Source organism: Planococcus sp. ANT_H30, assembly GCF_008369335.1.
Classification (GTDB): Bacteria; Bacillota; Bacilli; order Bacillales_A; family Planococcaceae; genus Planococcus; species Planococcus kocurii.
On sequence record NZ_VOBJ01000002.1, the window covers coordinates 272612 to 284998 of the forward strand.

The 12387-nt window shown below is 42.5% G+C and carries 13 protein-coding genes; all 13 read right to left on the reverse strand.

The window, feature by feature from the left end:
- Nucleotide 1 precedes the first annotated feature (1 nt).
- The 13 genes from mreD to FQ085_RS07350 all read right to left on the reverse strand — a co-directional run bounded on the left by mreD (nt 2) and on the right by FQ085_RS07350 (nt 12376).
- Nucleotides 2–532 (reverse strand): rod shape-determining protein MreD, encoded by a 531-nt coding sequence (gene mreD, locus FQ085_RS07290; protein ID WP_071154346.1) that lies wholly within the window; start codon nt 530–532, stop codon nt 2–4.
- Nucleotides 529–1413 carry a rod shape-determining protein MreC gene (mreC, locus tag FQ085_RS07295; RefSeq protein ID WP_058385637.1) on the reverse strand — a complete coding sequence of 295 codons (885 nt, stop codon included), beginning with the start codon at nt 1411–1413 and terminating at the stop codon, nt 529–531. Before mreC ends, mreD begins: the two co-directional genes overlap by 4 nt.
- A gap of 13 nt (nt 1414–1426) precedes the next feature.
- Nucleotides 1427–2455 (reverse strand): rod shape-determining protein, encoded by a 1029-nt coding sequence (locus FQ085_RS07300; protein ID WP_058385638.1) that lies wholly within the window; start codon nt 2453–2455, stop codon nt 1427–1429.
- Nucleotides 2456–2548: 93 nt separating this feature from the next.
- The gene (gene radC / locus FQ085_RS07305; protein WP_058385639.1) at nt 2549–3241 is read right to left on the reverse strand and encodes a RadC family protein; all 693 of its coding nucleotides are present in this window, start codon (nt 3239–3241) and stop codon (nt 2549–2551) included.
- The gene (locus FQ085_RS07310) at nt 3235–3843 is read right to left on the reverse strand and encodes a Maf family protein (protein ID WP_149456290.1); all 609 of its coding nucleotides are present in this window, start codon (nt 3841–3843) and stop codon (nt 3235–3237) included. Before FQ085_RS07310 ends, radC begins: the two co-directional genes overlap by 7 nt.
- Nucleotides 3844–4154: 311 nt before the next feature.
- A complete protein-coding gene (locus tag FQ085_RS07315; RefSeq protein ID WP_149456291.1) occupies nt 4155–4910 on the reverse strand; it encodes a prepilin peptidase in 756 nt (251 codons plus the stop codon).
- Nucleotides 4911–5366: 456 nt separating this feature from the next.
- Nucleotides 5367–6161, reverse strand: coding sequence for a pilus assembly protein PilO (locus FQ085_RS07320; protein WP_149456292.1), 795 nt, complete (start codon nt 6159–6161; stop codon nt 5367–5369).
- The gene (locus FQ085_RS07325; RefSeq protein ID WP_188074731.1) at nt 6158–6892 is read right to left on the reverse strand and encodes a PilN domain-containing protein; all 735 of its coding nucleotides are present in this window, start codon (nt 6890–6892) and stop codon (nt 6158–6160) included. Before FQ085_RS07325 ends, FQ085_RS07320 begins: the two co-directional genes overlap by 4 nt.
- Nucleotides 6893–6894: 2 nt before the next feature.
- Nucleotides 6895–7821 (reverse strand): type IV pilus biogenesis protein PilM, encoded by a 927-nt coding sequence (pilM, locus tag FQ085_RS07330; protein WP_149456293.1) that lies wholly within the window; start codon nt 7819–7821, stop codon nt 6895–6897.
- A 34-nt stretch (nt 7822–7855) separates the two neighbouring features.
- A complete protein-coding gene (locus FQ085_RS07335) occupies nt 7856–8326 on the reverse strand; it encodes a type II secretion system protein (protein WP_149456294.1) in 471 nt (156 codons plus the stop codon).
- A 133-nt stretch (nt 8327–8459) separates the two neighbouring features.
- Nucleotides 8460–9671, reverse strand: a complete 1212-nt coding sequence (locus FQ085_RS07340) for a type II secretion system F family protein (RefSeq protein ID WP_058385645.1) — start codon at nt 9669–9671, stop codon at nt 8460–8462.
- Between the two features lies 1 nt (nt 9672).
- Nucleotides 9673–10713: a type IV pilus twitching motility protein PilT gene (locus FQ085_RS07345; protein WP_149456295.1), complete on the reverse strand. Its 1041-nt coding sequence runs from the start codon at nt 10711–10713 to the stop codon at nt 9673–9675.
- A 4-nt stretch (nt 10714–10717) separates the two neighbouring features.
- The gene (locus FQ085_RS07350; protein WP_058385647.1) at nt 10718–12376 is read right to left on the reverse strand and encodes a GspE/PulE family protein; all 1659 of its coding nucleotides are present in this window, start codon (nt 12374–12376) and stop codon (nt 10718–10720) included.
- Nucleotides 12377–12387: the final 11 nt, after the last annotated feature.

Genomic DNA, 12387 nt, shown 5'->3' on the forward strand with positions numbered 1-12387 from the left:
ATTAATATAACCCTATCTTATTGTCACGCTCAGATAATTGCGTGACCATTACCGACTTGAAAACCCAGCCGAGCATCACCAAGAAAATGGAGTTGGCGATCATCGTTGGCCATAACCGCGTCGTGATAAATGTACCAAGCGGCATTCCTGTTAATGAAATAAGCAGGAAGAATTGGTAAAGCAAAAATTCGAACAATGCCAATAAAACAAGTGTCAGCAAGGTTGCCGTCAATAAATTCCGGGGGATTCTTTTGAATGCGAACGCCGCAACCAGACAAATAGCTGGATACAAAAAAGAATATAACCCAATAATATCAATGTAAAAGACATCATACAAGAGCCCGAAAAATAATCCGTAAAACATCGCATGCTTTAAATCATAATAAAGCGTCAAGAAAATCAAGAACATAATTAAAAAACGTGGCACGATGTAATTCAATTCACCGTCAATATTGAGCGGCGAAAAAAGACCGAAAACCGGTTCCATGAAAAACAGGACGAGGCAGATCAACGGGATAAGAAAACGGATCATGATTCATCGTCTCCTGTCACGCCATTGTCTTCACCGTCCACTTCCGGCATCAATCGGTCTGCGATAATTACATGGTTTAAAAGAGAAAAATCCGCAGCGGGCTTAACATAAGCAAGCTTTGTCAACCCAAACTCATCAATCGTCACTTCTGTAATGGTGCCGATTAAAATACCTTTTGGAAAAATACCACCAAGTCCACTCGATATCACTTGATCGCCTTTTTTCAATTCAATATTGGCGTCAATCCGCTTTAACAGAAGTTCACGACGTTCTGCGTCGTATCCTTCAATTAAGCCGAAAACGTCTTTTGCACCACCAACGACCATTGCAGAAACACGGTAATTTGGATTGATCGTAGAAATCAACTCGACAGTTGACGTCGTCGGTGTGGTCAATGTGACTTTTCCAATCAAACCGCTCGCCGTCATAACGGCCATATTTACTCCGACGCCTTGATTTGAACCTTGGTTAAGAATAATTTTTTCTTCCCATTGATCGGGATTTCGCGCGATGACCGTAGCCTGAATTGGATTGTAATCACGCAGCGATTGTTCTTTGCCGGTAATTTTTTTCAATTCTTCGTTTTCAGAACGCAAGTCCTTAACTTCAGCCTGCACTCCTGCAAATTCTTCTAAACGCGTTTTTAGATGCTGGTTTTCTTCAAATGTATTTAATAAAGAATCCACATTTTCAAAAATTCCAGTGACAAAATGAGCAGGGCGTGAAAACACCGACTGCCCCGCTCCAACAGCATCTTTTATAAGTTGTTCCGGAAGCGACACATTGTCACGATCACGGAGCGAAAAAGAAATCAGGGCAACGAGCAGGATGACACCCAACAGCAGCAATATGAGCCGCTTGTTCGTAAAAAGCTGTGGCATATTGCCATCCTCCTTATTTAATTGATAACTGACGTCGGAATTTCTCGATATTTTCCAACGCCTTGCCTGTGCCGAGCGCGACACAATCCAGTGGATATTCGGCAATCGATACGGGCATCAGCGTCTCAGCCGAAATAACACGGTCGAGATTTTTCAAAAGTGCGCCTCCGCCTGTTAACACAATACCATTTTCTAACACATCTGCGCTCAACTCAGGCGGTGTTTTTTCTAAAGTCGCTTTAATACCTGCGACAATAGCGGCTACTGGTTCACTCAAGGCTCCGGCAATTTCTTCGGAAGTTACTTGCAAAGTTTTTGGAAAACCGGTCAACAAGTCACGTCCACGAATTTCCATCGAAGCATCCTTGTCATCGTTTTCCATGATGCGTGCAGAACCGATACCAACTTTAAGTGCTTCCGCTGTTCTTTCACCTATCAACACATTATAGGTTTTTCGGATATACTGCGTGATTTCCATATCTAAGGCATCTCCTGCTACACGAATCGATTCGCTCGAAACAATGCCGCCTAAAGAAATAACCGCCACTTCAGTCGTTCCGCCTCCAATATCGACGACCATACTGCCAACAGGTTCCCAAACTGGCAAATCTGCGCCAATCGCTGCTGCAAAAGGTTCTTCAATCGTGAACGCTTCACGCGCTCCCGCTCCGTGAGCAGCATTTAACACAGCGCGCTGTTCCACTGACGTAATGCCGTAGGGCACACAAATCAGTACCACACCGCTTTTCCATTTACCGCCTGCTGCTTTAAACGCTTCAGCTAAACAATGCTTGATCATCGTCAACGTGGTATCGTAATCGGCGATCACGCCGTCACGCATTGGACGAATCGCGACAATTGAGTTTGCGGTACGGCCCATCATGTTTTTAGCTTGGTTGCCGACTGCCACGATTTCGCCGTTTTTTTTATTTTTAATGACTACAGAAGGCTCGCGAAGAACGATTCCTTTGCCTTTAATATAGACCAATGTATTTGCAGTACCTAAATCAATTCCAACATCTTTTAGACCAAATCCAAACACGTTTTTTCTTCCCTTCCATTACAAGCCGTATTTCGGCAATTGTGTTGACACAATACCACTCATTATAGACGAAAAGAAAAAAAATAAACAGTGCTACATGAACCCCTTTTCTTTCAACGAAATGAATTGGTGGTCACCGATAATGACGTGATCAAGAAGTTCAATGCCGATGATGCTACCGGCTTCGACGAGTCGTTTCGTCACATTGATATCTTCTGGAGAAGGCGCTGGATTTCCTGAAGGATGGTTGTGCGCACAGACAATAGAAGCTGAAGAACGGCGCACCGCTTCACGAAAAATTTCACGAGGATGAACAATAGAGGCGTTTAGGCTCCCAACAAATATAGTTTGGCGATGCATCACTTGGTTTTTAATATTGAGGAATAAGACGACAAAATGTTCTTGCTTGAGGGAAGTCATATCAGCCATCAAATAAGAAGCCGCATCTTTTGGAGAACGAATGGTGAATTTTGTATCCGTTTGTTTCGAAGACAAACGGCGGCCCAGTTCTACCGCGGCAAGCAGTTGAACGGCTTTTGCTTGGCCGATGCCATTGATCGCCACCATCTCTTCGATGGTGGCATTTTTCAATTCTTGAATTTGTTCAAAATGAGTGAGAATCCGATTAGCCAAATGCAATACCGATTCTTGTTTGCTGCCTGTGCGCAGCAAAATCGCAATCAGTTCTTGATTCGACAAAGCCGCTGCACCTTGATTGATGAGTCGTTCACGCGGACGGTCAGAAACATGGACGTCGCGGATCATTAACGATGTTTCGTTTAGCATCTGACACTGCTCCCTTCTAAGTAGATAAATCCGGCACTGACAAGTTTCTGTGTTAATGCAGCAATGGGCAAACCGACGACTGCGTTGTAGTCCCCTTGAATTTCTTTAACGAACAAGCCAGAAAGCGTTTGTATGCCATATGCACCTGCTTTGTCATACGGATCTTCCGTATCGGTATAGGCGTCAATCCATGCCTCTGGCAAATCAAAAAACGTCACTTTAACTGTTTCGTGAAATGTGTGCTCACTGGTATCTTGCACAACCGTAACGGCCGTAATCACTTGATGTGTACGACCCGATAATTTCTGCAAGTAGCCTGTTGCTTGTTCTTTATTTTTGGGTTTCAATAAAACCTCATCACCTAAAACGACAATGGTATCCGACCCGATCACGATGGCGTCCGTGCGTCTGGCCGCAACTTCCTGTGCTTTTTGCGCAGCGCATGCTAAAACATAACCAAGTGCCGTTTGAAACTGCTGCGGATCCGGTTCATCTTTGGTGCTTGGGATAACCTCAAAATCAACACCAAGCATCCTTAAAAGCTCCTGACGACGCGGTGATTGTGATGCAAGAACAACTGGGAAATCAGTTTTAAACTTCATGATGAGAATCGCTCCTTTTTCAAGAATCATATCACCTAACGAATCTCCAAAACAAATGAAGAAAAATGAATTTTGGCCGTATTAAGCGGTTGAAAAATGAGATTTGATCGATTGGATTTGCAAAAAGCGCTGTCTGTAGCTGTTTATAATTGAGATTTACGAGAAACAGAAATTCCCAAGCGCCGGTGTGTCCAGTCGTTAAGCAAAACCGGACGTTCGTTCGCTTACCTCGCTTGTTGCAGGAGCCAAGCGATCGGTGAAGGAGAACTGCCTATTTACGTTTCAAAATAGAAAAGGATGAAGCCTCAGCTTCACCCTAGAAAATTCATATACCACGCAAGCAACCCGTCTCCCCAAAAACAAACGATGACAGCCGCCAACGCGATCGACGGCCCAAACGGAATCGGTGTCTTGCGTCCTTTTTTCGTGACGCGCAATTGGATGATGCCTACGATGGCGCCAATAAACGAAGCGAAAAACAAGGTCATGAGCGTTCCGACGGTCCCGAGCACTAAGCCAATAACGAAGAACAATTTAATGTCGCCACCACCCATGCCGCCTTTCGAAACAACCGCAATCAAAAACAGTAAGCCGAATCCAACAACGGCTCCAAGTAAACTATCCCACCACGGATCTAACGGAACAAACAAACGAAGACCGAGCAACACGACTGCGAACGGCAAGAGCACTTTATCCGGAATGAGCATATACGCGATGTCTGACACGGTGATGATGACCAGTAGCGACACAAACAGGATCGCAACGACAAATTCTGGCGTAAAGCCAAATACCAAAAATGATGCGACGAATAAAACCGCAGTCACGGCTTCCATTAACGGATAAACCCAGTGAATCTTAGCACCACACGTTCGGCATTGACCTCTTAAAAACAGATAGGAAAACACCGGTACCAAATCAATTGCCGTTAAGCGCCGGTCGCAATTGGTGCAATGCGAAGGCGGGTAAGCAATCGATTGTTTTTTCGGCACACGTAAGCCGACAACATTAAAAAAGGAACCAAAAACAAGACCAAACAAGCCAATAAAAACAGAATAAGTCAGTACCATAGAAACCCTCTTTGCTTTAGTTTTTTGGGGGATAGTTAGTGATAGAGTTGAAGAAATCACTGCAGGCGGACGCTTTCCGCGGACGAAGCGCTGAGCCTCCTCGTCGCAGGCTCCTGTGGGGTCTCACCACTCCGTTTTTCCGCAGGAGTCGCCGCCTTACGTTCTTTCTTCTAAGGTTTTCATTCAAAAGTTCGTATTCCACGCTACAAAAAAGACAGCTTGAATTTGGCTGATCATAAATTTTTCTTAGAGTAGATACAAACTTATATTTAAGAGTCCACATTAGAGATATGGAGCAAAACAGCGTAGACTCCCGCAAGCCCACAGGAAAGCGAAGTTGCTTTGCGGAATATCTAGAAGTGAAACTACATAACTCGACTTATACACAAATCTTCAAACCACCTCTACCAAAAAAAGAGAAATCGCAATGATTTCTCTGATTTTTCTTTTTCTTTATTACCGATTTACAGCTTCTGCATTTTCTTGCACTTCTACTTCTACCTTTACTTCGGTTTCAGAATCGTCGGTTGAAACTCCGGTTTCTTCTTGCGTGGTTTCCAGCGCTTCTTCTTCAGGTGCAACTAAGCTAGTGCCGTCATTCTGAGGCAAAGGGTTTACTTTTTTTGCTGGTGCTGGAGAATCAACTTTCAACGATCCATCTGCAAGTTCTATCAAATCCGGTCGGTAAAATGCTGAAAAGGATACGGAAACTGTTAGTGGTTCGCTTATTTGATCGGCTTTTGTCAATTCTGGATTTGCAGTGAAATCAATAGCTCCTACAACCATAATTCGTTCCATCTGCTCGATTTCTTTGATGAAAGTTGCAATACTTTTATAATCTCTGGCATTAAATTCAACAGCCGTAACAATTTCTTGCACGTTCTCTAATCCTTCTACCGGCTGAAGTAATGTCAAAGGTGCCTCCACAAAGTTTACAGACGTCACAAAAGTCTGCGAGATCAATTCAGCTTGCTCAATTTGCAAAAGGATTAAGTCTGTTAATGGCTCAACAGAAACTTTTTGTTGCAAATCCCTTACACTAATTTTCTCAGTTGGAGGTGCTGCTTTTTGCTGCACCTCTAAAGCCATCAACACTTCTTTTTCCGCAGTTAATAATTGCTCGGACTGAAGACGTGCACCTTTCGCTGGTATATACAAAGAAAAATAGGAATACGCTGCACTTCCTGCTAAAAAAATTGCCGCTAACACGATCAAGGCTAGTTCTTTTTGTCGTTTAGTCCAGTTGCTCATTGAACATCCCCCTCAGATTCTTCAGGAACCTTTTCTTCTACCGGCGGGGTGTCTGTAACAGGCGGTTCTTCTACAACAGGAACCTCTTCTGTTTTTGGGGCTTCCGTTATCGTTCCATCAGCATTGACCGTGCCCTCGGCGGCTGGTAAACGTTCATCTATGTAAACCAAACTATACGTAGCTAAATAACGTGGATTTTCTATTAACGCTTCTGGATCCTCAATAGATCCTTCTTCTTCCTCGATCAAATCCAATTCTTCGTTCGTTACAGAATCCAGTGTAGCTGACTCTAAAAATTCAGAAGCCTTTAACTGAGTCAAGTAATAAGCGGCTTCACGAGACGTATCGAATTGAATGGTTAACGTACCTAAGTTCGGTTTAACAAATGAAAACGAATCAAAAAATCCACGTTTGGGTAAACGGGAAACAAGGTCACCAAGCAATGGCACAGTATCAAATTGATAGCCTTCTGCCCACACAACCGTTGCTTGCAATTGCTGCTCATCATTTAACCCAATAGACGCTTCTAATTGTGCACGAATTGCTTCACTTTGACTCGTGACCAATGTGTATTCTGCATCTGTTGCGACTTGCTGCTTGCTCTGTGACTGTGCCATAAAGAAAAAAGTCGCCCATATTAAAACAGCCGCCAATATAATGCCAAGCACCGCAAAAAGGGCGACGGGACGTTCCCGTTCTTTTTGCGGCAATAAATTAATATCTACTAACATGCTTACACCTCTTTCAGGGCTAAACCGATGGCACGGTTAAAACGTTCGGGAACGCTATCGTTTAATTCGGACGGGATGGGTTTCATGACGATCGGATAAACAGGCACGGATAGTCGGTTTTCAAGTCTAGCTTGAAGTTCTGGCCAATTGTCCAATCCATTAAAAATGACTTTCGTAATCCCCGCTTCGCCAGCATTCATACTATAACGATAAAAATTGCCCAATTTTTCAGCTTCTGTTTCTATCTCTTCTATCAATATAGCGGAGTCCAAGAAATCTTCTTCAGCCAACTGGAATTCAACGGGACGCATGAACAGCGGATAATGTTCATGAAAAATTGACACCGTCATTTTTTTTGATTGAAGATCAATCATCATAATATGTTCTTCTTCGGCAAAATCGTGTTGCACGTACGCCAAGCGATATAAAGCGAGCGGCGTAATGTCCGCCACTGCTGCTTTCATCTTCGCTCCGTCAAACAGCTGTTCATAGGAACGGATTACGGATTCTTTTGAAGCGATGATCAACACTTCAGCATTGTCGTTGTAAGGTACAACATCGAACACCGGGTCTTCAAAAGGCAGATACAGCGTCGAACCAATTTCAATAAAGAAATGGCCTTTCAGCTCATCTACTTTAACACCTTGGGGAAACGTAACTTTGCGGATGATAACGAATTCGTCAGGGGCGAGGAATCGGACTGACTTCTTAGAGAGACCCCACTGATGAACAGCCTCATCGAGTAACGAACCAAGCGCTTTCACGTCGACAATTTCACCATCCTTGATAATCCCAGGCGGAAGAGCCATCTCTTCCGCTTGGCTTATATGGAGCGGTTGTGTGGTTTTGAACTCCACATAGCGGATGGCATCTTCTTCTATTGTCATTGTCACCACACGCGCTTTTTTCGTTAAAAACGATAAGGCCATTTTTTCAGCTCCTAAATAAATTGCAACTTTATGATTATTGGTTAATGGTATGTGGTCCCGCTTCACTACCCTTACCAGGATGTGCATTAATTCCATTAACAGATGCTCCTGTAAAAGTTAACTTTTTAGTTCCTGAATATTCTATAGCTGTTGTAGTGATTTTCAAACCTGTAGTAGTTTTTTCAACAAAGTTATTAGTAGGTGCCGTTTCGGTTCCAACTACTGTTACAGGTATTTTCCCTGCATTGTCTAAGAATCCTTGACTTTGCAAAACTGATACTGGCACTTTCGTTTTTTCTCCATTTTCTGTGAAATAAATATTAGCAGCAGATATAACATTTGTAGCATCGGCTTTAACCGCACTATAACGACTATTCTCAATAATATTCCCAATCGACGGAATAGCAATTGCAGCAATAATGGCGATAATAACGATAACAGCTAATAGCTCGATTAAGGTCATCCCTTTTTCGTTATTCAATTTTTTTTGTAAATAGTTCTTCATTTTCTTTTCCCCCTATTTTTTTACTTTTATATACTACTTTGAGTACGTCTCAATTATAACAATAGAACCAATTATAGCAATAGCTTTTTCTTGCTATTTTACAATTATTTTAAAAATAAATGTAAATATTACACTACATACTGTCTACATTATTAAACATTTCAAACATCGGCAGCATAATAGATAGCACTATAGTACCAACTAATGCAGCAAGTAATACAATCATTAAAGGCTCAATTAGCGCTTTCAGTCGATCTGTTTCTGCATCTACTTCACTTTCATAGAACTCAGCCACTTTTAATAACATGTGATCCAGCGAACCCGTTTGTTCTCCGATTGAAATCATATGTGGAATCAGTGGTGGAAATGCCCAGTGATTGCGCATCGGTTCTGTTAAAGAACCACCACGTTCGAGCGAGTCACGTGAAGCGATCAACACTTTAGACATCACCGCATTGCCGACTACTTTTTCGACCATTGTCATCGCTTGCAAAATTGGAACAGAACTTGAAAACATTGAACTCAGCGTTCGAGTCAAACGTGCCAATGCCGATTTTTTGAAAATTTTACCGAATATCGGCATTCGAAGCAACATCGTATCAAGCAGCATTCTGCCTTTTGTGCTTCGTTTCATCGCCCAAAACAAAACACCGATCAATAGCGCGACGATAATGATTACATACCAATATTGAATAACCAGGTTACTTGCTTGCATCACCACTTGCGTTAATAACGGAAGTTCACCACCAAATCCTTCAAACATTTCAACAAACATCGGGACAATTGTTGCTAACAAAAAGATCACAACACCGATAGCAATAACACCAACAACCGCTGGATAAGACATAGCGGAAACCACCTTTTGTCTCGTCTGGTATGCTTTGTCGTAATGAGTCGCCAAACGGTCTAACGATTCGTCGATATTTCCGGACATTTCACCTGCTTTGATCAAATTAATCGTTAGAGGCTCAAAAATTTTTGGGTGTTTTGCTAAACTATCCGATAAGCTATTCCCTTTTCGCAACTCATCTTCTATCATTGCGAGCGTCTTTGCTAATGCTTTTGATTCGACTTGTTGAGACAGAATACGAATGGTATCCACAATCGTCACTCCAGCACGCATCAATGTAGAAAACTGACGCAAGAACATAATAAATTGATCGCGTTTCACCGGATTTCCAATACTAATATCCTTTTGGAGAGTCGTGGTTTCAATTTCTTTAATATCAATTACTTTGATGCCGTCATCACGTAATTTAATAATCGCTTCTCTGCGGTTTCCGGCAGTAATCATTCCAGTTCTTACTTTCTTGGTATCGCGTCCTTCGTATTTGAAGCGTGCCATATTAGTCTTCCCCTCTTAAATAAGGGTGAGCCACTTGACGCGTGATTTTCCCACTCGTTAACAGTTCTTGAATCGACGTTGACATCATGTGCATGCCCGCTGCACGATTGGTCAAAATGACGTTTGGTATTTGGTGTACTTTTTCGGTACGGATTAAGTTCGCAACGGCCGTATTATTAATCATGACTTCTGTTGCAGCGATACGGCCTTTACCATCTGCTTTTGGTAACAAACGCTGTGAAACAACGGCTTTTAATACACCACCCAGTTGCGTGCGGATTTGCGCTTGTTGACCCGCTGGAAACACATCGATAATTCGCTCGATTGTAGATGACGCGCTAGATGTATGAAGTGTTGCCATCACCAAATGTCCTGTTTCAGCCGCCGTAATGGCGGTAGTGATCGTTTCCAAGTCACGCATTTCTCCAACTAAAATAACATCTGGATCTTGGCGCAAAGCCGCTCTCAAGCCATTTGAAAACGAATTGGTGTCAAAGCCAATTTCTCGTTGGTTAATAATTGATGTACCGTGTCTGTGTAAGTATTCAATTGGATCTTCTAACGTAATAATATGCTTCGTCATTGCTTCATTAATATGGCGAATCATTGCAGCCAAGGTCGTCGATTTACCAGAGCCTGTTGGTCCAGTGACTAATATCAAACCTTGATGAGTTTCGGCAAGTGTTTTTAGTATGGCTGGCATTTTTAATTGGTCAATTGTTGGAATTCCTGAAGCAATGGCTCTAAAAGCATGCGATACAGAGCCTCGCTGCTGAAACGAATTGACACGATATCTTGCAACACCAGGTAACGAATAGGCATAATCCATTTCTCCTTTTAACACAAACGTGTCCCATGCTTTTTTGGGAATCAACGCTTCACTGATTTCTCTCGACTGATCTGGCGTTACGATTTGCTCGCCGTATCGCTGAAGTTCTCCATTCATCCGAAAGACCGGTGGGATACCTGCTGTTAAGTGAATGTCTGACACATCTAACTTACTGGCTGCTGTTAATATTTCATCTATATAGGTAGTAGGCATAGGCTTAATCCATCATGGCAACGCGCAGAACTTCTTCTGTTGTTGTCATGCCCTCCTTCACTTTTGATAGGCCATCGTCAATCAAGAAAATCGTTTTGTTTTGCAGTGCAATTTCGCGAATTTCTCCAGCTGTTCCGTTGCGATTGATAATATCTTTTATTTCTTCGTTGACAACAAGCACTTCATGAATCGCCATGCGACCACGGTAGCCCGTCATGTTGCATTGTGAACAACCACTCCCACGCGCAATTGTTTCAATTGTTAAACCTCTTTTTTCAAAAATATGCTTTTCGCGTTCCGTCGCTTGATGGATTTCACGGCAATCTCGACAGACACGACGGATTAACCGTTGTGCAACTACCGCATTTAGAGAAGCCGTTACAAGAAACGGTTCTATGCCCATGTCCATTAAACGCGTAATCGAAGCAATTGAATCATTCGTGTGAATCGTACTCAGCACTAAATGACCTGTAAGTGATGCCCGTATCGAAATATCAGCTGTTTCTTTGTCGCGAATTTCCCCTACCATGACGATATCGGGATCTTGGCGCAGGATAGAACGAAGTCCAGCCGCAAAAGTCAAGCCGACATTGGTATTTACTTGAATTTGGTTAATGCCTTCTAGTTGGTACTCAACCGGGTCTTCTACCGTTATAATATTAACCTCTTCACTATTTAACTTGTTCAAGGCTGCATAAAGAGTCGATGATTTACCTGAACCGGTAGGACCAGAAATCAAAATGATACCATTTGGTTTGTCAATTTCACGCATAAAGCGCTCCATATTCAGTTCACTAAAGCCAAGCTTGGAAATATCAGTTAAGTTTGCACTTAAATCTAAAATTCGCATGACAACTTTTTCTCCGTAGACAGTCGGCAATGAAGAAACCCGCAAGTCGATAGGTCGCATATCTACATTTGTTTTAATCCGACCATCTTGTGGAATCCGGCTTTCTGTAATGTCAAGATTCGCCAAGATTTTAATGCGCGCTGTGATCATCCCTTGCATCGCTTTTGGCAATATACGTTCCGTTCGGAGGGACCCATCAATTCGGTAACGAATCAATACTCGGTTTTCTTGAGGATCCATGTGAACGTCACTTGCTTTTAGCGATACAGCCGTTGAAAGAATCTGACTGACTAAACGGACAATCGGTGCATCTAAGTCTCCCATATCTTCTTGTTGTCCTTGCTCTTTTTCAGGCAAATCAACAATAAACTCATCAAACGATTCTTCGTCATAATACTTAGAAATTGTTTTAGTAACATCTTCTTTTGAGGCGATTACTGGCGCTATCTGAAACCCCGTTGTCAATCGAAGATCATCAATCGTAATATAATCCATCGGGTTTGTCATAGCAATAAATAATTTATCACCTTCTATTTTTAGCGGCACTAGCTGATTGCGCTTTGCCATTTCCTTTGGCACCATATTAAACAAGTTTTTATCGAAAGGATAACGGAACAATGAAACGTGTGGAATGCCTAATTGCACTTCAAGAGTTTCAATCAGCTGTTGTTCTGTAATCAATCCTCGTTGTAATAGCGCATCTCCTATTTTTTGTTCTGGTTTTTTGGTGTTGAGGGCTTCATCAAAGTCTGACTGTGTTAACAAGCCATGGTCGACTAGAATATCCCCCAGTCGCTTACGTATTTTTGCCAAGCTTTTTCCTC

Bases quoted from the DNA above. Each gene is read 5' to 3' on its own strand.
- mreD (WP_071154346.1), bottom strand. From the start codon at position 532: ATGATCCGTTTTCTTATCCCGTTGATCTGCCTCGTCCTGTTTTTCATG.
- radC (WP_058385639.1), bottom strand. From the start codon at position 3,241: ATGCTAAACGAAACATCGTTAATGATCCGCGACGTCCATGTTTCTGAC.
- FQ085_RS07345 (WP_149456295.1), bottom strand. From the start codon at position 10,713: ATGCCTACTACCTATATAGATGAAATATTAACAGCAGCCAGTAAGTTA.
- FQ085_RS07340 (WP_058385645.1), bottom strand. From the start codon at position 9,671: ATGGCACGCTTCAAATACGAAGGACGCGATACCAAGAAAGTAAGAACT.
- FQ085_RS07315 (WP_149456291.1), bottom strand. From the start codon at position 4,910: ATGGTACTGACTTATTCTGTTTTTATTGGCTTGTTTGGTCTTGTTTTT.
- mreC (WP_058385637.1), bottom strand. From the start codon at position 1,413: ATGCCACAGCTTTTTACGAACAAGCGGCTCATATTGCTGCTGTTGGGT.
- FQ085_RS07320 (WP_149456292.1), bottom strand. From the start codon at position 6,161: ATGAGCAACTGGACTAAACGACAAAAAGAACTAGCCTTGATCGTGTTA.
- FQ085_RS07310 (WP_149456290.1), bottom strand. From the start codon at position 3,843: ATGAAGTTTAAAACTGATTTCCCAGTTGTTCTTGCATCACAATCACCG.
- FQ085_RS07325 (WP_188074731.1), bottom strand. From the start codon at position 6,892: ATGTTAGTAGATATTAATTTATTGCCGCAAAAAGAACGGGAACGTCCC.
- FQ085_RS07335 (WP_149456294.1), bottom strand. From the start codon at position 8,326: ATGAAGAACTATTTACAAAAAAAATTGAATAACGAAAAAGGGATGACC.
- pilM (WP_149456293.1), bottom strand. From the start codon at position 7,821: ATGGCCTTATCGTTTTTAACGAAAAAAGCGCGTGTGGTGACAATGACA.